This window comes from Rahnella perminowiae (genome assembly GCF_019049695.1).
Lineage (GTDB): Bacteria > Pseudomonadota > Gammaproteobacteria > Enterobacterales > Enterobacteriaceae > Rahnella > Rahnella perminowiae.
This window is the reverse complement of sequence record NZ_JAFMOT010000154.1, coordinates 15,027-39,207: the sequence shown is the minus strand read 5'-3', so window position 1 is coordinate 39,207 and position 24,181 is coordinate 15,027. Positions and strand designations below refer to the sequence as shown.

The following is a 24,181-nucleotide window of genomic DNA, read 5'->3' as shown; positions in this document are numbered from 1 at the left end:
ACCGGCCGGTACATCCCCACCACCTCACCGACAATCAGCAGCGCAGGCGTTTGCACCAGTCCGGTAAGGATCATGTCTGCCAGTGTCTCCAGCCTGCCGGTCAGTACCCGCTGTTCCGGCCGGGTGCCGCGCTCAATGACTGCGACCGGGGTCGTCCCCGGTAAGCCATGCGCCATCAGCTGGTGGCTGATGGTTTCGCTGTTGGCAATGCCCATATAAAACACCAGCGTCTGACGCGCTTCGGCCAGCGCCCGCCAGTCAACATCCGGCTCACCCTGTGCGCCATGACCGGTCACAAACCGCACTGACTGGGCCAGACTGCGGTGGGTCAGCGGAATACCCGTGGATGCCGCACACCCCATCGCCGCCGTGATACCCGGCACGATGTGACACAGCACGCCGTGCTGCTGGCAATGTGCCATCTCCTCGCCGCCGCGACCGAATACAAACGGATCGCCACCTTTGAGGCGCACCACGCGATACCCGGTCTGGGCCAGACTGACCAGCAACTGATTAATTTCTTCCTGTCCCAGCGTGTGATTGCGCGTCGATTTACCGGCATCGATACGCAGCGCCTCGCCGGGGATCAGCGCCATCACCGGCTCAGACACCAGCCGGTCAAACACCACCACATCCGCCTGCTGGATCACGCGCAGCGCTTTCAGGGTCAGCAGCTCGACATCCCCCGGCCCCGCTCCGACCAGCCAGACTTCACCGCGACACACCGGATTACGCCGGCTGGCACCCGCCAGAATTTGCGCGATCTGCTGCATCTGTAATGTTTTTTCGGGAATGTTGTTCATTGGCTGTCTCCCGCCGTCAGCGTGGCACGCTGACCGGCAATGATTTTTTTGAGTTCAGGAATGCATGAGCCGCAATTTGTGCCGCATTTTAGTTTTTCGCCAAGCTGTTGCACGTTGTGACATCCCTGGCGGACGGCTTCAGTGATTGGCATTTCCCCCACGGCATAACAGCTGCAAATAATGGCACCGGCGGGTTTTTTATCGCTGCCGGCACGGCCGGCCAGTAATGCCAGTCGCTGCTGTGCCGTGTGCGGCGGTGTGGTGAATGCCGCCAGCACAGCCTGCCGGTCGGGTGACGGCGGCCTGCGGCGGGCATAGAACGCCAGTTGTAACGCGCCGTCAGACCAGGCCAGCAGGCTGAAACCGTCATCGCCCAGGTGCGCGGTCTGGCAGATCAGGTTGCCCGTGGCGTAAGACTCCTTCAGCCACGCCATCCAGTCTGCCGGCAGCGAAGAGTCGGCCAGCGTAAAGTGGGTCACACCCGGCTGAGTGATCAGGCTCCAGTACGTCGTCACTGGTGGCGTAATATTTTCACCACGCACAAACAGTTCGGCCTGCCACGCGGCAGGCCAGCGGCTCAGGCTGACCGGCATATGTTTGCTTTCCGGCTGTCCCGACAGCGGATCAACATGCGCTTCAATCAGCGCATCAACCCGTGCCTGCTGGCTGAACCGGCTGTTCCAGTGCATCGGCACAAACACACTGCCGCGCCGTTGCAGAGGATCAGGTTCGGCGCGCAGCAACAACCAGCCGTGCGAGGAGGCAACGCGCACCAGATCGCCGGACCGGATCTGCGGCGCATCGTCGGGATGAAACTGACAAAACGGTTCACTGATGTGCTGCATCAGCCGCGCTGACTTACCGGTGCGCGTCATCGTGTGCCACTGGTCACGAACCCTGCCGGTGTTCATGATCAGCGGATATGCAGCGTTTGGCTGATTGACCGGCAGCCTGGGCGTGACCGGGATCAGCCGCGCTTTGCCGTCAGGATGGAAGAACGTGTTATCCGTAAACAGGCGCGTCGTGCCCTGCGGATTTGCCGCATTCACCGGCCACTGTACAGGCCGCAGGGTGTCCCATTCCTCATCCGAAAGCTGCGCCAGCCCGCTGATATCAAATGCCCGCGAACCGTGATTTTCAAAGCCGGAAAGCGCCGCATGTTCACGGAAAATCTCCGCCGGATGCTGCCAGGCGAATGCTTCGGCAAACCCCAGACGCTGCGCGACCTGACAGAGGATCCACCAGTCCGGTTTCGCCTCACCCGGTGCGGGCAGAAACGCACGCTGGCGCGAGATACAGCGTTCGGAATTGGTCACGGTGCCGTTTTTCTCGCCCCAGCCCAGCGCGGGCAGGCAGATATGCGCGGCGCGGGTGGTATCGGTGTCGCGCATCATGTCAGAGACTATCACCAGCGGGCAGCGCGCCAGTCCGGCCCGCACCCGGTCGGCATCCGGCAGCGATACCAGCGGATTAGTGCCCATGATCCACACCGCTTTTATCCGGCCTTCTTCTACCGCGCGGAACAGATCCACAGCGTTCAGTCCGGCTGTTTTTGTTACGACGTCACTTTTCCAGAAGCGCCCTACGCGGCTGATATCTTCCGGCGTAAAGCCCATGTGCGACGCCAGCTGATTGGCCAGCCCACCGACCTCCCGTCCGCCCATCGCGTTCGGCTGACCGGTAATCGAAAACGGTCCGCAGCCCGCGCGCCCGATATGGCCGGTTGCCAGGTGCAGGTTAATAATGGCGTTGCATTTATCCACGCCGGAACCGGACTGGTTGATCCCCATCGAATACAGCGTCACCAGCCGCTGGCTGTGGCCTATCATCTGGTAAAACGCCAGCAACTGATCCACCGGTAATCCGCAATACGCGGCGGTACGCGCCACTGTCCAGTCCCGCGCCGCCCGCAAGGCATCTTCAGCCCCCTGCGTATGGTGTTGCAGGAAAGCGCTGTCGAGTTTTCCGCTCTCCGCCATCGCGTTCAGCGCACCACAGAACAACGCCGCGTCACTGCCAGGTTGCAACGCCAGATGCAAATCGGCGATATCACAGGTGGCGGTCTGGCGCGGATCAATAACAATAATGCGCATCTGTGGCCGGTCCTTTTTGGCCTGCGCCAGCCGCTGATACACGACAGGATGCGCCCATGCTGTATTCGACCCGGTCAGCAAGACGCAGTCGGCCAGTTCCAGATCCTGATAACTGCACGGCACGGCGTCGGCCCCGAACGCGCGTTTGTAACCCGCCACGGCAGAAGCCATGCACAGCCGCGAATTGGTATCCATATTTCCCGCGCCGATAAAGCCTTTCATCAGTTTATTGGCGACATAATAATCTTCGGTCAGTAACTGACCGGAACCGTAAAACGCCACCGCCTGCGGTCCATGTTCGCCGATGACCGCCCGCAACCGCTGCGCTATCGTATCGAGAGCCAGCGCCCAGCTGACCGGCTGATGATCAATTTCCGGCTGCAACAGCCGCCCCTGTAAACCCAGCGTTTCTCCCAGCGCGCTGCCTTTTACGCATAAACGCCCGTGACTGGCCGGATGTGTTTTATCACCGCTGGCACTGAACCCTCCGGCCTGCGGCTGCATGCTGACACCACACCCGACGCCACAATAGGCGCAGGTGGTCAGTGCTGGTGTTGTGGCAACAGTTTTTTTCATACACTGACCGTCGCGATAATGTCGGTGTCGGCGGTTTTCACCCCCGGCTGTTCCTGTACCCAGACGCGGCCATTTTCCACTTTCACCGGCCACACGTTCAGTGTCGTCTGCGCGTCGTCCACGCTGCGCCCGTCGTGTAAACGGAAACGCTGTTTGTACAGCGGCGAAATTACCACCGGCTCACCTTGCACATCACCCACCAGCCCGCGTGCCAGCACGTTGGCGTCGCTGTCCGGCTCATGGTTACTCAGCGCGAAAACCTGCTGCGGATGATCCGGCAAATGGAACAGCGCAATCTGCCGGTTAGCCAGCCGCGCCGCCATACCGGCATTGGCCGGTATGGCACTCAGATCGCACAAAGCCACCCAGCCCTGCACCGCCATCACCGGCGGGTTGACCGCGTTAACGGCAATAACAGCCCGTTCCTGCGACGTTGCCGGTCGAACCTGCTGACGCTCCGTCACCATCACTACCGTTTCATCCGGCTCGCTGCTGTTGACGAACGGGCGGAACAGCGCCAGCCGGTCCGGATCTGCCAGCGTGGTTTGCCATTCGCACTGATACGTGCCGACCACTGCGTTCATCTCACTTTCCAGTTCTGCGCCAATGTGCAGGCTGTCTTCCAGCACCACCTGACGCAGGTAATCCATGCCGCCTTCAAGGTTATCCATCCAGGTGCTGGTACGTTGCAGGCGGTCAGCGGTACGGATGTAAAACATCAGAAAGCGGTCTACGGTGCGGATCAGATCTTCCGTGCTCATGTCCTGCGCCAGTAAATCAGCGTGGCGCGGTTTCATGCCGCCGTTGCCGCACACGTAGAGGTTCCAGCCCTTTTCGGTGGCAATCACGCCGACGTCTTTGCTCTGTGCTTCGGCGCATTCACGGGTACACCCCGAGACCGCCATTTTGATTTTATGCGGGGAGCGCAGCCCCTTGTAACGATTCTCCAGTTGCAGCGCCAGCCTGGTGGAATCCTGCACCCCATAGCGGCACCAGCTTGAACCGACACAGGATTTCACCGTGCGCAGCGATTTGCCATAGGCGTGACCGGTTTCAAACCCGGCGTCCACCAGTTGCTGCCAGATTTCTGGCAGTTGTTCGAGGCGGGCACCGAATAAATCCACCCGTTGCCCGCCGGTAATTTTGGTATAGAGGTTGTAACGTTTTGCAATCTGGCCGATAGCGATAAGCCCGTCGGGGGTGATTTCACCGGCCGGAATGCGCGGCACCACAGAATAGGTTCCGTCTTTCTGAATGTTGGCGAAGTAACGATCGTTGGTGTCCTGCAACGGTAAATGCTGTGGTTTGAGCAGGTAATCGTTCCAGCAGGACGCCAGAATGGATCCCACCAGCGGCTTGCAGATTTCACAGCCGCGACCGTGGCCGTGTTTCTCAATCAGTTCATCAAAGCTGCGAAGCTTGCCCATACGCACCAGGTGATAAATTTCCTGACGTGAATAGGCAAAGTGCTCGCAGACGTCTTTTTTCACTTCTACGCCCATTTCGGTCAGCGCGAATTCCATCACCTGTTTGGTCAGCGCTGCACAGCCGCCGCAACCGGTCGCCGCTTTGGTGCAGGCTTTGACCGCCGCCATATCGCCGCAACCGCCCTTCACCGCGTCACAGATATCTGATTTGCTGACGTTATGGCAGGAACAAATTTGCGCGCCGTCCGGCAGTGCCGCGACGCCCGGCGTGTGTGGCGCTGCACCGGCACTGACGGGCAGGATCAGGTTTTCCGGACTGGCGGGCAGCGGCATATCGTTGAGCATCATCTGCAACAACGTGCTGTATTCGTTGCTGTCGCCGACCAGCACCGCGCCGAGCAGGCGTTTGCCGTCCTGCGAGACCACGATTTTTTTGTACACTTCCGCCGGACCGTCGACCCAGCTATAACTCTGACTGCCCGGCGTGCGGCCATGCGCATCGCCGACTGAGGCCACTTCTACGCCCAGCAGTTTCAGTTTAGTGCTCATGTCCGCGCCTTTAAACGCCACCTCGCTGCCGGAAAGCGTATCGGCCAGCGTGCGCGCCATCTGGTAGCCGGGGGCGACCAGACCGAAAATCTGCCCGTTCCATAAGGCACATTCGCCGATAGCAAAAATGGCCGGATCAGAGGTACGGCACTGATCGTTAATCACAATGCCGCCACGCGGCCCGACCTCCAGCCCGCACTCTTTTGCCAGCTGATCGCGCGGACGGATACCGGCGGAGAACAGCACCAGATCGGTTTCCAGATGACCGCCGTCAGCAAATTCCATGCGATAGCGACAGGTTTCACCGGTCACGATAGCGCGGGTTTCTTTGCCGGTATGCACCTGCACATCCAGCGCTTCAACTTTGCGGCGCAGCATAGCGGCACCACCTTCATCAAGCTGAACCCCCATCAGCCGGGGCGCAAACTCCACCACATGTGTTTGCAACCCGAGATGTTTCAGTGCATTCGCTGCTTCCAGCCCCAGCAAACCACCGCCCACCACCACACCGGTTTTGCCGGTGGCTGCACAGGCCTGAATCGCCGCCAGATCGTCCAGCGTGCGGTAAACCAGGCAGCCCGGCGCATCGTTGCCCGGAATTGGCGGCACAAACGGGTAAGAACCGGTCGCCAGTACCAGCAAATCGTAAGCCGTCTGGCGCCCCTGATGATCAACCACAAACCGGTGGCGGGTGTCGATATGACCGATACTGTGCCCGAGGCGCAGTTCAATGCCGGTCGACTCAAAGAAACCCTCTTCTACCACCGACAGCGACTCAGCACTGCGACCGGAGAAAAACTCAGACAAATGTACCCGGTCGTAAGCGGGTGACTTTTCTTCTGCAAAAACAATTACCTGGTATTGAAGATGCAATTCACGCTCGACCAGTTGTTGCAGGAAATGGTGGCCGACCATGCCGTGTCCGGCCATAACTAATACGGGTTTCGACATTACTGTGCTCCTGGTTACCCCGGCGGGTAACTGTTCTGATTTAACGGGCGGAAGGCCGTCAGCGGCCGGTTCATCGCCGGGGCTGAAGATGCTCAGTGGCATCCGGTGGATGACGGGATTGCTGATGCGGGCGAAGTACGCCGGTCCGTCGCTGATATCGCCCCAAAGCAGTACGCCGGTAAGCTGGTTGTCGCGCAGCAACAGGCGGCGGTAGTGACCGACAACCGGATCAGACATCGTGTGAATTTGTTCGCCGTCACCGCCGTGCAGTTCACCGGCGCAGAACAGATCAATGCCGGTTACTTTCAGACGCAGCGGTGCCCTGTGCTCCACCGAAGAAACGACCGGTGCACCCGCCAGACGGGCCGCCAGCGCCACAGCCTGTTGCCAGCACGGCGCGACCAGACCGGCGGTCAGGTTCCCCTGCTGGCAGCATTCACCGATGGCCGAAATAGCCGGGTCGGTGGTTTGCAGCGTGTCGCTGACCAGAATGCCGCGATCACAATCCAGTCCGGCAGCCTGCGCCAGCGCAATATCGGGCCGGACACCGGCGGCCACCACCACGCGCCGCGCAGGAATTTCACGCCCGTCGCTGAGTATCACCGCTCTGACGTTGCCGGAAGGGTCACCGGCATATGCCACCGTCTGCGCCTGCAAAACCGACCTGATACCGCGTGTCCCGAGGCTGACACGAAGCAGTTCTGCGGCATGTTCATCAAGCTGGCTGTCCATCAGATGAGCGCCGCGATGCAACAGGCTGACCTGCATGCCTCTCAGCGCCAGTGCGGCGGCGGTTTCTACCCCTAAAACGCCGCCGCCAATCACCGCGACCGGTTGTCCGTCGTCCTCTCCGCGGAGGATGTTTTCCACATCCTGCTGATTTCTGAAACCGTGAATACCCTGCAGTTGTGCGCCCGGCACCGGCGGCATAAAAGGCCGCGAACCGGTGGCGAGCACCAGATGGTCATAATCAAACACCCGCCCGCCAGCCCGCACCCTGCGGGCAGCGCGGTTAATTTCTGTCGCCGCCTCCCCGGCGACAAACGTGACGTTGTGACGTTTGTACCACTGCGCGTCATGGGTCACGATCTCATCGAAATGTTTCTCCCCGGCAAGTACCGGTGTAAGCAGAATGCGGTTATACGCGGGTTGATTTTCTTCGCCGATGACCAAAATGCGGTAACGGTCCGGCGCACGTTCGCACAGCCTTTCCACCAGCCGTACGCCCGCCATTCCGTTGCCGATCACTATCAGAGTGGGTTTATCCATTGCGCTTATCCCGCCTGCTGAATCAGGCAACCGACCGGTGTTTTTCATACAGGAACTGCAGAACCTGCTGACGGTACTGGTGGAACATAGGGTCGTTCGCCAGTGCCAGCCGTGAGCGCGGGCGCGCCAGTTCCACCTGCAACACGTCGCCGACTTTTGCTGCCGGTCCGTTGGTCATCATCATTACGCGATCCGAAAGCAGCACCGCTTCGTCCACGTCATGTGTAATAAGCAAAATCGTGGTTTTCAGACGCGACTGGATCTCCATCACCGCATCCTGCAAATGCGCACGGGTTAAAGCGTCGAGTGCGCCGAAGGGTTCATCCATCAGTAACACTTTCGGTTTCATCGCCAGTGCACGGGCGATGCCCACCCGCTGTTTCATACCGCCGGAAATCTCACCCGGACGTTTATCGGCAGCGTGTCCCATGTGCACCAGGTCGAGGTTGTGCGAAATCCAGTCACGCATTTCACTTTTACTCATTACCCCTTTGAACACCTGATTCACCGCCAGCGCGACGTTCTCAAAAGTGGTCAGCCACGGCAGCAGAGAATGGTTCTGAAACACCACGCCGCGTTCCGGGCCAGGACCGGTAATTTCCTGGTTATCACACAGCAGCACGCCTTCCGTCGGACGGCTCAGCCCGGCAATCAGGTTCAGCAAGGTGGATTTTCCGCAACCGGAATGACCAATCAGGCTGACCGTTTCACCCTGTGCAATATCAAAGCTGACATTGTCGAGCGCCAGAAACGGGCCTTTGGCGGTCGGGAAACTCTGGCTGACGTTCTGCACGCGGATAATGGCTTGGTTGTTTTTCATCTCAGGCTCCTAACGGTTGTCATAACTGAAGCGGCGGGCAATGGCCATCAACCCCTGTTCCAGCACCATCCCCACCACCCCAATCAGCAGAATGGCGATAATGATGTTTTCCACGTTGAGGTTGTTCCATTCGTTCCAGATCCAGAAACCAATCCCGACGCCGCCGGTAAGCATTTCGGCGGCAACAATCACCAGCCACGCGATACCAATCGACAGACGTACACCGGTGAGGATGTAAGGCAGTACGGCAGGAAAAAGGATCTTGCGCATCACGGTGAATTCACTGAGTTTCAGCACCCGCGCGACGTTGAGATAATCCTGCGGAATACGCATTACGCCCTCAGCCGTGTTGAGGATCATCGGCCAGATCGAGCAGATAAAAATGGTCCACGCCGAGGCGGGTTCTGCGCGCTGGAATAACAGCAAACCGATAGGCAACCAGGCCAGCGGACTGACTGGTCGCAGCAATGAAATGATCGGATTAAGCATGCTGGCGATAAAACTGAAGCGCCCGATCAGAAATCCCGCCGGGATGCCGATCAGTGCCGCCAGCCCGAAGCCCATCGCCACACGTTTAAGCGACGCCAGAACGTTCCAGCCAATGCCCATGTCGTTCGGCCCGGCGATGTAAAACGGATCGGCGAAAATCACTTTCGCCGCTTCCCAGGTTTTCAGCGGGGTCGGAAACCCTTTACTGCTGAGCGCGGCAATTTGCCAGATGGCGATCAGTACGATGGCTCCCAGCAGCGCCGGAATAGCTTTTTGCAAAACACGGTGCATCACGACGCGCAACCGTGCGGTATCAGTCGTTTTTACGGCACTGACCGGCGCGGCTGCGTTCTGCGTTACCGGGGCGATCGGTACAATTTGTGCACTCACCGGTTCAGGCAGCGCGACAACATGAGATTTTGAATTCATGGACATCAGCGACCTCACTTAACGTTTCATGGCAAAACTATTGGCATATTCGGCAGGGTTGCTGCCGTCCCAGACTTTTCCGTCTATCAGCGTGCTGCTGCGCATATCACCGGACGGCAGGTTGATGCCACCGGCTGCAGTCGCCGCCTGTTTATAGACGTCAATACGGTTAATTTTTTGGGCGACGGCCAGATAGTCCGGATCATTGTTCAGCAATCCCCAGCGTTTGTGCTGAGTCAGGAACCACATGCCGTCGGAGAGATACGGATAGTTGACCGCGCCGTCGTTGAAGAAACGCATGCTGTGTGCGTCTTTCCACTTTTTGCCCAGTCCGTTTTCGTAATCGCCAAGCATCCGTCCCTGAATCGTTGCCACCGGCGTATTGATGTAGGCTCGTGCTGAGATAACCTGCGCGGTTTCGATACGGTTGGCGTCAGAAGTGTCAATCCAGCGTGAGGCGTCAAGTACCGCAGCGGTCAGCGAACGGGCGGCGTTGGGATTAGCCGCGACCCAGGCCGACGTGGTGCCGAGAATTTTTTCCGGATGATCCGGCCAGATATCCTGTGACGTGACCGCAGTGAAACCTATTTCGTCCTGAATGGCGCGCTGATTCCAGGGTTCGCCGACGCAGTAACCGCTCATGTTGCCGATCTTCATGTTCACTGCCATTTGCGGCGGCGGCACGACCACGTTACGCACATCGTTAAACGGGTGGATACCGGCGTTCGCCAGCCAGTAATACAGCCACATGGCGTGAGTACCGGTGGGGAAAGTCTGCGCAAAGGTGTAGGTGCCTTTCACGCTGGCATCGACCCTTTTTTTCAGCGAGTCCCCGTCGGTGACACCGGCCTGTTTCAGCTGATTAGAAAGCGTGATCGCCTGTCCGTTATTATTGAGCGACATCAGCATTGCCATGTCGTGCTGCGGACCGGATACGCCCAGTTGCAGGCCATACACCAGCCCGTAAAGCACATGCGCGGCATCGAGTTCGCCGGACACGAGTTTGTCGCGCACTGATGCCCAGCTCGATTCCTTGCTGGGGATAATTTTGATGCCGTACTTTTCATCAAATTTTTTCACTGCCGCCATCACCACGGAGGCACAATCGGTCAGCGGAATAAATCCGACGCGGATTTCTTTTTTCTCGGGCGCATCTGAACCGGCCGCCCAGACGCTGTTCATAAAGCCCGGCATCATCATGCTGCCGCCCAGTACCGCACTGCCGGCAATAAAGCGGCGGCGGGAGAATTGTCCCGGAGTTTTTTTATCATCTGGCGTCATTGCGGCTTCCTGTGATGTTGAAAAATGAACAAAAAAAAAGCGTCCAGTCAGCGCTCAGTTTCCTGAACGCTGACGGACGCCTTTATCCGTAATCCTGACTAAACCGCCATTGGTTTAGTCCTTATGTCGTAAAAACAATGCAGCTTATATGCCAACTTCGTACATCACTGTAAAAACAGACTGTTAGCGGCTTTGCCGCGTCATTCCCGCCGCCCGGTGCACCGCGACAGAACGTGGTGCACATCACAATGGCACACCAACAGTGCAGATACTCCTTAAGGATTAATCACTTTTCTTCCCTAATACTGCCGACACCGCGAGCATCGCTTCGGCGATGTCCGACAGTTTCTTGTTCTGGTTCATCGCCATATCACGCAGGGTTTTATGCGCCTGCGGTTCGGTCAGCCCGTGATGTTGCATCAGCAATCCTTTGGCGCGTTCCACCAGCTTTCGCTCAGCCAGCGTCGCGCGAAGCCCGGCCAGTTCAGCGTCGAGTGCCTGTAACTGACGGGATTGCTGCTCGACCAGTTCCAGGACGGAACGACTCAGTTGCGGCGGGATCAGCGCCGGATAATGCGAATCCTGCGGGGGAATTTGCCCGATATCCTGCTGCTGAAGGGCAAGAGACGCCTGCGCTTCACGGATCCGCTCGCGGCAGCACGCCATCAGAACGTCTTCAAGCACATCTTCCACCACTTTCATCCCGTCAATACGTGCCGTGGTCACCTCAAACCAACGCAGCGCGGCAGCCGGACCCTCGTCCGCCGGTGTGGTGCGGGTACAGGCAATTCGCCGCAGGCGCTCGAACTCGCTGCTGTCGGTGTCCAGTTGCTGTTGCCACAGCGCCAGACAGCGGGCATCGGCAAACTCCCTGAAGGTTTGAAAACACCGCTCCTGGCCTTCGATCAGTGCCAAAAGCTGCTGGTGTGCCACGTCATCGAAATGCCGTGCGGCAAATCCTGCTGCGCCGGTTGCACGCTCCTGTCCGGCCAGTTCTTTACCCTGCATAAAACTGAACATTGCCAGTAACGTACGCGAAATGGACGGATCACCTGAAATATCAGCGGCTTCAAACACCAGCGCCAAATGTGTGCGGATAATCTCGCTGTATTGCCGCATCGCTTCCGGCTGGCTGATATCCTGTACCTGCACCTGACGGCGCAACACCGGCAAGGTGCTGAGGCTGTGTAAGACGGCAGCGATACGGCTGAACAGACGCGGCGCATTACCTATGCTCTGACCGTTCAGATCCAGCGCAAGCAACTGCTGATCCACTGCCTGTTCCGCCATCCGGACCTGTAGCGCCCGCTCACCCAGTTGCTCCGCCCACAGTTCGCCGTGCGAACATAAATAGATATTCGCCGTGCCCCGTTCACGTTGCAGCATGTGGATCAGCCTGCTGACCGCGCCGACCAGCCTGCCCATTTCCAACAGCTGTTGCAGGCAGAGAATTTCACTTTTTTTCGATGCCAGTACAAAATTAAGGGCAGAAAGGGACATGAATGAACCTGATATTGGCCAGAGATTGAGAAAGTAAAGCAAGAAGTGTGCCGGAAGGGGTAAGGCAAAACGGCCCGGTCAGCGCCCTCTCCTGCGAAGCGGAGAATCGGGGTGGGTATGACAGTAAGATTCAGAAATTTAAGTGGAGGTAAACGGGAAATTCCGGGCGCATTACTGTGCCCTTTTATGATAAACAGGTAAAAGTCATCTTAAAGATAAATATATTGTTCATAAAAAGCTCTCCCTGATGATAATTGAACGTATCAGGTATTTTGCGGTGCTTAATAAGTGATTCATCAAATCACACGCAGGCCACACAACCCCTATAAAAACAGAGAGTTGCAAAAACGCTTATCCGGTGTGAAATTTATCTGACTATTAAAATCTTCCGGCAGGCGTTATATTTCTGCCGGTTTATGATCCGGCCTGTGAGGCCGCGAATATTCAAAAATACCTGAACATCATTTATATACGAAGAAATTTATAACACCGGAGGTTATATGTATTTACTGGGCTACCATGGCACAAGTGCCGCTTCTGCTTTGCAATTAGTAAAATATGGCCCCAGGGAAAGCCATGCCTACGCTGCTTTAGGTTCAGGGTTATATGTCGCAAGAGATGATGATTTTTTAGTGGGTTATTTTTCACGAGCCGCCGAGTCACGTGATATGTTCAATCCCGCGCATCATGGAAAAAAAGCTGTCGGTATTAATCCTTTCAAAGGCCCCACTATTTTGAAAGTATTTTCGCGTGTACCTTTATTCCAGCTGAAGGAATGCCGCTGGGATATTATGGAGTACAGTCAGTGTAAGTTCCATTGCCGCGATAATTTAAATGACTTACAAGGCATGGCTAATAATCTGCAAATGGTTATTCCCCCGCAATATTTTCGATTCCTGCGTATAGTTCAGCATGTAAAAACAACGGCCAGAAGTGAACGTCCGGTCTCCTGGCCGGTTAATGAGTCTCCGTTAAGCAATAGCCGGGATAAGGCGTTGCCCCTTAAGAGACGTCACTCTTTTTAACACGCGTTAAACGGCGCACCAGATCCATTTCGGCGCGCCGGAACGGAATACCGTATTCGTCGAGTACGTCGTGAAACCATAAATGAGCGTAATCGTGATTGCCCTTGCGTACCGAAGGCCAGGGCAGTGTCGTCTGGGTTTTGCCGCGCACTAATCCCCATTGATAACACCCGGCATTCAACGCGCTGAACAGGGGAAGTTGCTCCTCGAATACGCTGCCGACATGGCGCGCCAGCCACTCGGTACATAATATCGGGCGGCCAAATTTCTGCCAGAAACGCAATGCCTGTAAAAGTTTTGGTGTTGCGACATACGCATGAAAACTGATGACATCAGAAAGCCCGGCCGCCGCAACGTCAACCGGATGCGTGAAAAACTCGCTTTCGGGCTGATCCAAATCCTGTGAGACATGCCATGCACCCACGGTCAGCGGCTGAACCGGATCCTCCCCGCGCGCCCAGACAAACACCTTTTGCATCAGTTCGAGAGCAAATACTTCCAGTTTTTCGTCATACAACACTTCTTCCAGTCCGGTAGCGAACGTGCCACGGTTTCCCGGCTCGTTGTACAAATCCCAAATGGCAACGCGGTCATCGGTGCGGAAATGACGGATGATGTCACGCACATAGCGTTCCACTTCCGGCCACATCTCGCGGTTGCAGACCACATCACGCCCCGGACTGGCGGCCGCCTGACTGTTGTGTTTACCCGGTTCCGGCGCTTTTTGCGGCCCCAGAAACGGCTCGTCACCGGAAAATCCGCAATCGTCCAACAGCGTGAGCATGACCCTGATTTCATGACGACTGGCAATATTGAGAAACTGATCGATGCGCGACAGCAAACCGTCGCGATCGGCCTGCCAGACGATGAACGGCAGGTTGATGCGCAACTGGTTATAACCCGCCTCCTGCGCCCAGCCGAGTTCCTGATCAATGGTCAGTGCATCAAAGGTTTCACACTGCCACAGTTCCGTCCAGTTCACCGCCGTGCGCGGCAGATAATTAAATCCGCAAATCCAGCCCTGTTGTTCACTCCACACTGCCGCCTCTTCCCTGCTCCATTGCGCTTTCATTTATCGCTCCTGATATAAAATGCATTAACGTCTATAAAGAGCCATTTTTTATTCCCTCTTAACCACGACGGCAAATTGCATGTCCGGGTTATTCAATTGAGATCACACTCTTTTTACGTAATTTGCAGAGCCGGCAGGCAAATTTAAGCGTTCTGAAAGCGTGTAAAAGGCAAAATACGGCGACGTGATGCCCCGCAGGGAGAGGCGGGAATACCCGGTTTTGGGTATTCCCGTGACGGATCAGTCCAGGTCTGCGCCGTTACTGGCAATCACTTTCTTATACCACCAGAATGATTTCTTTCTCTTTCTTTCCAGCGTGCCATTCCCGGCATCGTCGCAGTCGACATAAACGAAGCCGTAGCGCTTGCTCATTTCACCGGTCGAGGCGGACACCAGATCGATACAGCCCCATGACGTATAACCGATCAACGGAACGCCGTCGGTGATCGCCTCCCCCATGGCGCGGATATGTTCACGCAGGTAGCTGATGCGGTAATCGTCATTGATTTCACCCTGCGCGTTGATTTCATCTTTCGCGCCGAGGCCATTTTCGACCAGGAATAATGGCTTCTGGTAACGGTCGTACATCATATTCATGGTGATGCGCAGACCAAGCGGATCAATGCCCCAGCCCCATTCGCTGGCTTCGATGTACGGGTTTTTGAGTGATTTAACAATATTCGCCGCGCTGCTGTTGTTGTCGTTCATATCTGCCGACGCACAGCGTGAGGCGTAGTAGCTAAAGGATACGAAATCGACGGTGTTTTTCAGGATGTCATCGTCGCCCGGCTCGGTCACCACGTTCACGCCCTTCTCTGCAAACACGCGCCGGGTATAAGACGGATATTCGCCCCGTGCCTGAACATCAATGAAAAACAGGTTCTCCCGGTCCTTTTGCAGGGCCGCCCACACGTCAGCCGGTTTGCAGGTTTGCGGATAGAAGTTCCCCCCCGCCAGCATACAGCCGACCTGATTATCAGGATTCACTTCATGGGCAATTTTTGTCGCTAAAGCACTGGCCACCAGCTCATGGTGCGCCGCCTGATATTTCACCTGTTCCTGATTTTCACCCTCTTCAAAGACCAAACCGGCACCGGAGAACGGGCTGTGCAGCAGGATATTGATCTCGTTAAAGGTCAGCCAGTATTTCACCAGCCCGTCGAACGCTTCAAAGCAAGTTCGGGCATAGCGGGCGAAAAATTCCACCATTTTACGGTTGCGCCACGAGCCGTATTCGATCACCAGATGCATCGGCACATCAAAATGGCATAACGTTACCAGCGGCTCAATGCCATGCTTTTTGCACTCCGCAAACACATCCCGGTAAAACGCGATACCTTCTGCATTCGGGGTCAGCTCATCACCTTTCGGATAAAGACGGCTCCAGGCAATCGAAGTGCGAAATACGGTAAAACCCATTTCTGCCATCAGCGCGATGTCTTCTTTGTATCGATGGTAGAAGTCAATCGCCTGATGCGCCGGATAAAATTCACCGGCCCTGAGGGAGAAACGTTTTTCCTGACCGGTTTTGACTGCCAGACGCTGCGCGCCATGCGGGATCATATCTACCGTCGTCAGTCCCTTACCCCCTTCAAAACTGCCACCCTCGGCCTGGTTTGCGGCAATTGCGCCGCCCCATAAAAAGCCCTCAGGAAATGCTGATGCTGCCATGTGAAATCCTCTTCTTTAATGTGATTTTGCCGCGCCTGATGAAACTGCAAAGGCAACGGAAGCCGGGGTATCTGCCGGTTTTATGTCTTTCGGTGCCACCGTGTCGACAGGAATGTCTTCAAATCCGAGCAGCAGCGTGGTGAAGAAGGAAATCACCACGGCGAGGATCATCACGCCCGCCACCCAGACAATACTCATCGGATTCGACGGGTCGAAGAACTGCACACTGGTAAACAGCCCCGGCGATGCCATCGAATGGCTGGCGAGTCCGCCTAATCCCGCCACACCCCCGCAGATAAATCCGCTGATTAAGCAGGCGATCAGCGGACGTTTGAGGCGCAGTGCCACACCATACAATGCAGGTTCGGAAATCCCGGCGACAATGGCTGAAGCCGCCGCGGCCAGCGCCGTCTGACGCAGTTCCGGATTTTTGGTACGCCATGCGACCGCCAGTGAAGAACCCCCCAGGGACAGGTTTGCGCCGATTTCGGATGGCATGACCATGCCTTCTTTACCGGTTTCAGCGATGGTCTGAATAATGGTTGGCGTAAACACACGGTGCATGCCGGTCATCACCAGCAGCGGCCAGGCCGCCCCCATAATAGCGACTGACAGCCAGCCCAGATAACTGTGTACGGTATACACCGCCGCAGAAATCCCGGTGCCAATCCAGATGCCCAGCGGGCCGATCAGCATGATGGCAACGGGGGCTGCGATCAGCATAATCAGCATAGGTTTCAGGAAGTTTTTAGTGACGACCGGCGTGATACGGTCCACCCATTTTTCAATGTAAGACAGCAGCCAGGTCATGCACAGCGCCGGAATAACGGTGTAGGTGTATTTCACCGCCGTGACTGAAATGCCGATAAATTCGACTTTCTGCCCCTGCGCCGCTTTCGCCATTAAATCGATAAATGCAGGATGGACAAGGACACCGGCAATCGCAATCGCCAGCGACATATTGGTTTTAAACTTCACCGCCGCTGATGCCGCCACCATAACCGGCAGGAAGAAGAATGCGCCGTCGCCAATGGTGTTGAGGATGACGAGCGTTGAAGCGCCCTTACCTAACACACCGGTCATATCCAGGATCATCGCCAGCAGTTTCACCATGGAGCCACCGATAATGGCCGGGATCAGGGGCGACATAGTGCCGATCAGCGCATCCAGGATGCCGGAGCCGATGCGTTTGAGGGTGATTTTGTTTTTTACCGGCGCGTCATTGTTACCGGCAGAAAACCCTTCCGGCAGCAATTTCAGCACTTCAGCGTACGCCTGAGAAACGTTGTTACCGATGATCACCTGACACTGTTTTTCGTTGCGCACCACGCCCATCACGCCGCTAATGGCTTTCAGTGTCGCGGCATCAACGGCCGATTCGTCATTCAGTACGAAACGTAGCCGCGTCATGCAGTGCGTCACTGCCGCCACGTTCTGTGGGCCGCCGATGGCATCAACAATCGACTGTGATATTGCTGCAAAATTTTTAGACATGAGTAACAACTCTCTCGGATTCATAGGGTTATGAATGTTTTTCAGAAGCACTGACTTCTGTGAAACCGCTTTTTATGAAACATGGTGGTTTTGGTGAAACAATAGGTAACCGGTTTCACACGAGAATGTGCAGTTCCTTGCGAGACTTCAATAAAAAATTGCAACGTCGTTTTATTTTTGTGATGGTGATCTCTCACTATCGTTCTGTTATGCCAAAAACATCGCAAAACCGCTGAAATGTGTAGAATGGCGGCTCATTTTTATCTTTCAGGAAACCCTGATGTCGACAATGCAGGAAGTGGCAACCAAAGCGGGCGTTTCCAAAGCCACCGTTTCCCGTGTGCTTTCCGGTAAAGGTTATGTAAGCCAGGAAACCAAAGATCAGGTCTTTAAAGCCATCGAGGAAGCGGGATACCGGCCGAATTTACTGGCGCGCAACCTGGCGACCAGCAAATCGATGTGCATCGGTCTGGTGGTGACCAACACGCTGTATAACGGCAACTATTTCAGTGAGATAATTTCTCAGGCGGCCAAAAAACTCGACGCCAACGGACGTCAGCTGATCCTGGTTGATGGCAAACACAGCGCCGAAGAAGAACGCGAAGCCATTCAGTTTCTGCATGATTTACGCTGTGACGGCATCATTATTTATCCGCGTTTTTTATCCGTGGATGAAATGGATGAACTGATCGACAAATATAATAAGCCGGTGATGGTCGTTAACCGTAAACTGCGCAAACATCAGAGCCATTGTATTTATTGCGACCACAAAGGATCCGGTTTTAAGGCCACGCAGGCGCTGATTGAACGTGGCCACCATCATATTGCGTTTATCACCGGCTCCCTGGATTCCCCGACAGCCATTGAACGTCTTTCCGGTTATAAAGAAGCGCTCGCAGCAGCCGGACTGCCGGTCAAGGAATCGCTGATTGTGCAGGGGAAATGGTCTGCGGCCAGCGGCGCTGCCGCCGTCGAAACCCTGCTGACGAGCGGCGAACCGTTCAGCGCTATTCTGGCCAGTAATGATGAAATGGCGATTGGCGCGATGAAAAAACTCAACGAAGCCGGTATTTCGGTACCTTCACAGGTTTCGGTGATCGGGTTTGATAATATTCCCACCGCACCGTTTCTTATTCCCGCATTGTCGAGCGTGAAAGACCCGGTCAGCGATATGGTCAGTGAAGTCATTTATCAGATTATTTCTATGCTCGACGGCGGCTATTTATCTGAACAGAATAAATTCGTGTCAGAGCTTATTCTGCGGGAGTCGGTGATTGACGGGCCTTATCTAAACCGAGCTGAAGTGGTAGACTCAAACTGTTAATTCGTTGTTTTTATGGATATTATTATTGAAATTACTTATAGGGAATAGTTAGTCAAACAAGTGTTTAGAAGGAGTTAAACGATGAGTGAAATGATTCACAAAAATATTCGCACGCCAAAAATTTTATCAGAAGGTGATATTGGACGCCCTGTCAGTGCAGGCGCAATGACAATTCAAAACTGTGCCGTTATGCGCCCGCTTCCCTGCATTGTCATTCTCGTCCACGGCGTGAATGATGTCGGTGAGGCTTACCAGGATCAGGATACCGGCATTTGTGCCGGACTGAATACCCGCCTCGGGCGTCAGGATCTTCATCCCCATGAATGGAAAACGCACGAATTCATGATTTCCGACGCCAGTGACAATGTCGCGAAACTCACCTGTAGTGTGCAGGATCACACCTGTATCGGGGTCGCTAACCGTTCACCGGTTATTCCGTTTTACTGGGGTTATAAACCGGTCGACCATGACACCTGGGAGCAGGATCAGAAGCAGTACCGAAAAGACTTACCTGAAAAACACCATAACGCTGACCTGCCTTACGATACCTACCGCGAAAATGATGCTGTCAAAATACGACAACATGACAATCAAAATATCGACAATCTCAATAACTGGCTTGACCCGACATCCGCCAAAGGCGGCGGCACTTTTGCCAATGCCACCACCTGCATTCCGGATATGTTTGGTCCCGGTGCATCCGGCCGTATTTTAGAAGCCGTCGGGCTGTTCAAATCCCGCAGTGATCTCGAAAATCACGGCGACTGGAGTCATCCTATTTACCAAAACCCGCACCGGATTTATCAGGCTTATGCCGCACGCCGACTGGCGGATCTGATTTTAGATATTCGTCGCAATGAGCTTACACGCGATGACACTATTAATATTGTTGCCCACAGTCAGGGCACGATAATTACCATGCTGGCCAACATGTGGGTGCAGGCTGAAGGCGCGGCACCCGCCGACTGCGTAATACTCAATCATTCGCCGTATGCGCTGGAGAACCGCTGGCTGGAAAACGCCATGCCCGGAAATCAGCAAACCCGTCAGGGACGACAAAAAACGCTGCGCAATTTTTGCCAGCTTATGTCTCAAAACGCTCTCTACGCACCGGGTGCAACCTCTCATGACAGTGCCTATCTTCAGCAATTGCACGACACCGGCTGTATTTCATTAAATAAATCACCGTGGGACGACCCGCTATATAACCGTAATAATTTCGGCAAGGTGTATAACTATTTTTGTCCTAACGATCAGGTGGTCTCCATGTCGCCCATTCAGGGGTTCGGCTGGCGGGGGATCCCCGATAAAATCAAAGCACAGTCAGGTGACAACCTCTATCAGCGTGTTTTCTGTAAAGACGTCGTTGTCGGCGATAAGACAGCGTTTCATTTTGAGATGCCTGCACGTCAACCTGATGACTCAGCCGATACCGGCTATTCATTTACCGACGTCACCGTCAATGCCCCGGTTTTACCCGATCCTTTTGTCTTTAAGCTGATGGCACAGGGAAAAGGTTATAAGGCGGCGCTGAGCGGTAACGATCCTAAAATGGCTAAAGCCGCGATGAAAGCCGAACGTTTTCCTGCCGAATGTATTGATGTCCCCGCCTCCGCACAATTTCAATATCTGGATAATGGTGTGGCGCTGAACGAAGCCCAGCTGGAAGAGCTGAGAAGCCAATATCCCTGGGATATTGTCAGCGGCATTTATCATGAACTTAATGGCTATTTCCGCCAGCTGGTAGTGCTGCGCCGGATGACAGATAAAGAACTGAACCGGGCAATAAAAATGGATACCACGTTCAGCCAGCACTCCTCTATTGTGACCAACATTGAAGTGGCGCAGAAATCTACCGCGTTTGATCTGGCCATCGGACAATGTCAGGCATTTGAATATCAGGATTTCTGGGAAGGATTGTTATTAAAAGCTGACTGGCGTCGTGAAATGAATCCGGATCCAAGTGTTAAAAAGTACTATCTGGATGGCGTACTACCGAAAGCAGTAAAGGCACTTATGAACAAACCCGAACGGGAAAAAGGAATGCCTATGGGAGATTTCGGTGTTTTGAATGATTATGGCGCTCGTGTCAGGCCAAATAGTCTGGGTACGAATCTGACAGATGTTTTGCAGTGGGAAATGCCAGCGCCTCAGATTTGAGCAAGGAAGTTCTATGAAAAGCACTAAAATAACATTAACAAGCCTGTTGATTTTTTGGTCTGGAGTCGGACTATCAACCCCCTACAAGACGCCTCTACAAGTTGTTTATCAATTTGACGCTCATCGTTATCTCGAACTTGAAGGAAATCATTGCGAAGGCGCGTTGTGGTACGTCGACATAACAAGAAATATACGGACTGAAGTGGTCCATCGTGACAACCCAATATTTCGGATTTCATTTTTTAAATTTGTGCATCCATTTGAAAAATATATTGCAATTCCATGGGATGACTTATCTGGTTTCTTGATTTCAAAAGATTATGGCCGTACATGGGAGGGAGCCCGTTTCTCCCCCGGTACCGGCGCGGTTCAGTACGGGGCTGACGGCCCACAACGGGACGAAATCGAATCCATCACTGTCGTCAACGATCAGGGCTATGTGTTGACCAAACACGGCGACCTTTATATGAGTTCAAAACCGTTTGACGACCCACGTCTTGAACCCGGCGGAAGCGGCATTGATTATACCGTTGCAAATAGCCGTGGACAGATGCAAACCCATCATATTCGCCCCGGATATGGCGGAGGTAAATGGGGCAACGAATACGTTTCGTGGAACTCATTCGCCGGACCAAAACACTGGACCATCGATACTTACAGAGCCAATTTCCAGAACATCCCCAACAAAGTCCCAGAGGTGAAAAATTATACCGGCTGGGATCGTATGCGGTGTGATCCGGATTTGGGTTTATCGGCAAAATGAAGCCGAAACCGCAAATAAAACCTGAGTGCTTTTAAGCGCCAAAGATGAAGCCGCACCCTGTTGCGGCTTTTTTATTGAAATTTTAACAGTATGTAAAACATGAACATTCTGTGCCTTTTTATTAAAGCCTTAATCTGTGCTGCCGATAACTTCCCTGTTATTTAAAACTCCAATAACAAATTTCACTTAAGACCGTTATTTTTGCTAAATATTCTTAAATTTAAGTAGGTTAGAAGCAAAATTTGGCGAAGTGAGAATTTTCTTATGCTAACGTTTCACAAGCACACCACAGCAAAAATGCGTCGGGAACAGGCGCACTATTTAGCCGGACTCTGATTTGGACGGACCCCGTGCAGAGACGGCCAGCTATCAGGCAAATAATATGAGTGAAGATTCTGATGTACTTTATCGATTGCTGGTTCAGCGCGTAGAAGACTACGCCATTTACATGCTGACGCCCGATGGCCATATTGCGAACTGGAATGCCGGTGCGCAGCGGGCAAAAGGTTATACGCCAGAAGAAGTTGTCGGTAAGCATTTTTCCTGTTTTTACACCGAAGAAGACCGACAAAACGGATGGCCACAACGCGGGCTGGAAACAGCACGTTCCACCGGCCGTTACGAATCCGAAGGCTGGCGACAGCGCAAAGACGGCACGCGCTTCTGGGCGCACATCATTATTGAAGCCTTGCGCGAAGCCGGGGAGATCATCGGATTTGCCAAAATCACCCGTGATATCACGGAGCGTCGCGAAACGGAACAGGCACTGTTACAGGCCAAAGAACTGGCCGAATCCAACAGCGAACAACTGTCGTCTTTATCACAGTTCCTTAATACCGTGATCGCGAATATCCCCTCCTCGGTGATTGTCGAGAATGCTGTCTCACGTGAAATTCTGCTGGTCAACCGCCAGGCAGAGCGTCTGCTGGGGATCCCCCGCGATAAAATGCTCGGCAAGCGCCCGCAGGATTGTATGGGTGTCGGGCTGAGCACTTTTATTAATAAACAGTCGGATGAATGTCTGCGTGCAGAAGGCGTACACCGCAGCGAGCAGCAATTGCTGACCGCCATTGGCGACCGGACATTGCAGACCACCAGTTCAGTGATCCGCGGGCACGATCCGCAGACCAGTTACGTTATGATGATTGCCGATGACGTGACAGATCAACAGGCCGCGCATGCCCGTATTCATCACATGGCGCATCATGATAATCTGACCAGTCTGCCGAACCGTATCCTGTTCAGCCAGCGCCTCAACGAGGCGTTGCAGCGCGATAGCTATACGCAAAGCCATACTGCCACGCTGTGCCTGGATCTCGATAATTTCAAGAATGTGAATGACGCGCTTGGCCATCAGATTGGTGATGAGCTGCTGCGTGCAATTGCCAAACGTCTGCGCATGACGCTGCGCGATGACGACACACTGGCGCGCATCGGCGGTGATGAATTTGCCGTGGTGCTGCCGGGGCTGAAAGACATTTCCGCCGCACATCAGATTTCCAAACGTCTGATTGAATCGGTACGTCCTCCGGTGATCATCGACGGCCATTCACTGACCGTCGGCCTGAGCATCGGTATTGCGCTCGCCGGTTCGGCGCAAAGCACCCCGGATCAACTGCTGCGTCGTGCGGATATGGCATTATATGAAGCCAAACGTAACGGCCGTAACCGTTACGAAGATTTCCGCCTGGAGATGGATGCCGCCGCGCGCAAACGCCGTGTGGTGGAAATGGATTTACGCGACGCCATTACCTGTAATCAGTTACGTCTTTACTACCAGCCGATTACTGATGCCCGTCACGATGCGGTGATAGGTTACGAGGCGCTGATGCGCTGGCATCACCCGGAAAACGGGCTGATCATGCCGGTCGATTTCATTCCGATTGCCGAAGAAACAGGGCTGATCCACAGTCTGGGTTCCTTTGCCTTGCACGAAGCCTGCCGCGAAGCCGTCACCTGGAAAGACAATCAGACGATTGCCGTTAACCTCTCGCCGGTACAGTTCAAAAACAGCGGCCTGGTGTCGGTGGTGGAATCAGCACTGGAAGCCTCGGGTCTGGATCCGTCACGTCTGGAAGTAGAAATCACGGAATCGGTACTGCTCGACAATACGCTCGGTAATATCAGCACATTGAGAAAACTCAAATCGCTGGGTGTACGGATTGCGCTGGACGATTTCGGCACCGGTTATTCATCGCTGAGTTATCTGCGGTCATTCCCGTTCGACAAAATCAAAATTGACCGGTCATTCATTAACGACATGCATGACAGCCGCGAAGCCCTGGCGATCATCCGTGCCATCACCGGCATGAGCCGCAGCCTTGATATTCAGACCACGGCAGAAGGTGTGGAAACTGATGAGCAGTTCCGGCGTCTGAAAGAAGAAGGTTGTACGTTGTTCCAGGGATACTTCTTCGGACGACCTCAACCCTCAGAGTTACGACTAACCGGGTTTGCACCCCTCTGATGATAGTTATTAGACACG

General features: G+C 54.6%; 14 protein-coding genes and 1 pseudogene. 5 read left to right on the top strand and 10 right to left on the bottom strand.

Annotated elements, in window-relative coordinates:
- Positions 1–5: 5 nt before the first annotated feature.
- The 7 genes and pseudogenes from cobA to J1781_RS03710 all read right to left on the bottom strand — a co-directional run.
- Positions 6–773, bottom strand: a pseudogene (gene cobA / locus J1781_RS03740) (uroporphyrinogen-III C-methyltransferase); the annotation flags it as partial.
- Positions 774–799: 26 nt separating this feature from the next.
- Positions 800–3,472 (bottom strand): nitrate reductase, encoded by a 2,673-nt coding sequence (locus J1781_RS03735; protein ID WP_217233228.1) that lies wholly within the window; start codon positions 3,470–3,472, stop codon positions 800–802.
- A complete protein-coding gene (gene nirB / locus J1781_RS03730; RefSeq protein WP_217233227.1) occupies positions 3,469–7,668 on the bottom strand; it encodes a nitrite reductase large subunit NirB in 4,200 nt (1,399 codons plus the stop codon). Before nirB ends, J1781_RS03735 begins: the two co-directional genes overlap by 4 nt.
- A 22-nt stretch (positions 7,669–7,690) precedes the next feature.
- A complete protein-coding gene (locus tag J1781_RS03725; protein WP_129951412.1) occupies positions 7,691–8,488 on the bottom strand; it encodes an ABC transporter ATP-binding protein in 798 nt (265 codons plus the stop codon).
- Positions 8,489–8,497: 9 nt separating this feature from the next.
- On the bottom strand, positions 8,498–9,412 hold the full coding sequence (gene ntrB / locus J1781_RS03720; protein ID WP_129951413.1) for a nitrate ABC transporter permease: 915 nt from the start codon (positions 9,410–9,412) through the stop codon (positions 8,498–8,500).
- Between the two features lie 12 nt (positions 9,413–9,424).
- The gene (locus tag J1781_RS03715) at positions 9,425–10,687 is read right to left on the bottom strand and encodes a CmpA/NrtA family ABC transporter substrate-binding protein (RefSeq protein WP_217233226.1); all 1,263 of its coding nucleotides are present in this window, start codon (positions 10,685–10,687) and stop codon (positions 9,425–9,427) included.
- A gap of 282 nt (positions 10,688–10,969) precedes the next feature.
- Positions 10,970–12,187 (bottom strand): nitrate regulatory protein, encoded by a 1,218-nt coding sequence (locus J1781_RS03710; RefSeq protein ID WP_217233225.1) that lies wholly within the window; start codon positions 12,185–12,187, stop codon positions 10,970–10,972.
- A 500-nt stretch (positions 12,188–12,687) separates the two neighbouring features.
- Here J1781_RS03710 and J1781_RS03705 point away from each other — a divergent pair, with 500 nt between their 5' ends.
- Positions 12,688–13,212 carry a hypothetical protein gene (locus J1781_RS03705; RefSeq protein WP_129951416.1) on the top strand — a complete coding sequence of 175 codons (525 nt, stop codon included), beginning with the start codon at positions 12,688–12,690 and terminating at the stop codon, positions 13,210–13,212.
- Here J1781_RS03705 and J1781_RS03700 read toward each other — a convergent pair.
- The 3 genes from J1781_RS03700 to ascF all read right to left on the bottom strand — a co-directional run bounded on the left by J1781_RS03700 (position 13,190) and on the right by ascF (position 17,449).
- The gene (locus tag J1781_RS03700; RefSeq protein WP_217233224.1) at positions 13,190–14,284 is read right to left on the bottom strand and encodes a glycoside hydrolase 5 family protein; all 1,095 of its coding nucleotides are present in this window, start codon (positions 14,282–14,284) and stop codon (positions 13,190–13,192) included. The two genes, J1781_RS03705 and J1781_RS03700, sit on opposite strands and share 23 nt — an antisense overlap.
- 240 nt (positions 14,285–14,524) lie before the next feature.
- The gene (locus tag J1781_RS03695) at positions 14,525–15,955 is read right to left on the bottom strand and encodes a 6-phospho-beta-glucosidase (protein ID WP_217233223.1); all 1,431 of its coding nucleotides are present in this window, start codon (positions 15,953–15,955) and stop codon (positions 14,525–14,527) included.
- Between the two features lie 15 nt (positions 15,956–15,970).
- Complete coding sequence (gene ascF / locus J1781_RS03690; protein ID WP_217138722.1) at positions 15,971–17,449, bottom strand: PTS cellobiose/arbutin/salicin transporter subunit IIBC; 1,479 nt, start codon at positions 17,447–17,449, stop codon at positions 15,971–15,973.
- A gap of 280 nt (positions 17,450–17,729) precedes the next feature.
- Here ascF and J1781_RS03685 point away from each other — a divergent pair, with 280 nt between their 5' ends.
- The 4 genes from J1781_RS03685 to J1781_RS03670 all read left to right on the top strand — a co-directional run bounded on the left by J1781_RS03685 (position 17,730) and on the right by J1781_RS03670 (position 24,163).
- Positions 17,730–18,773, top strand: a complete 1,044-nt coding sequence (locus J1781_RS03685; protein WP_217233222.1) for a LacI family DNA-binding transcriptional regulator — start codon at positions 17,730–17,732, stop codon at positions 18,771–18,773.
- A gap of 81 nt (positions 18,774–18,854) precedes the next feature.
- Positions 18,855–20,933: a Tle3 family T6SS lipase effector gene (locus J1781_RS03680; RefSeq protein WP_217233221.1), complete on the top strand. Its 2,079-nt coding sequence runs from the start codon at positions 18,855–18,857 to the stop codon at positions 20,931–20,933.
- Positions 20,934–20,946: 13 nt separating this feature from the next.
- On the top strand, positions 20,947–21,696 hold the full coding sequence (locus J1781_RS03675; RefSeq protein ID WP_217233220.1) for a T6SS immunity protein Tli3 family protein: 750 nt from the start codon (positions 20,947–20,949) through the stop codon (positions 21,694–21,696).
- Positions 21,697–22,078: 382 nt separating this feature from the next.
- Entirely contained in the window at positions 22,079–24,163 is a 2,085-nt protein-coding gene (locus J1781_RS03670) for a putative bifunctional diguanylate cyclase/phosphodiesterase (RefSeq protein WP_217233219.1), read from the top strand.
- Positions 24,164–24,181 lie beyond the last annotated feature (18 nt).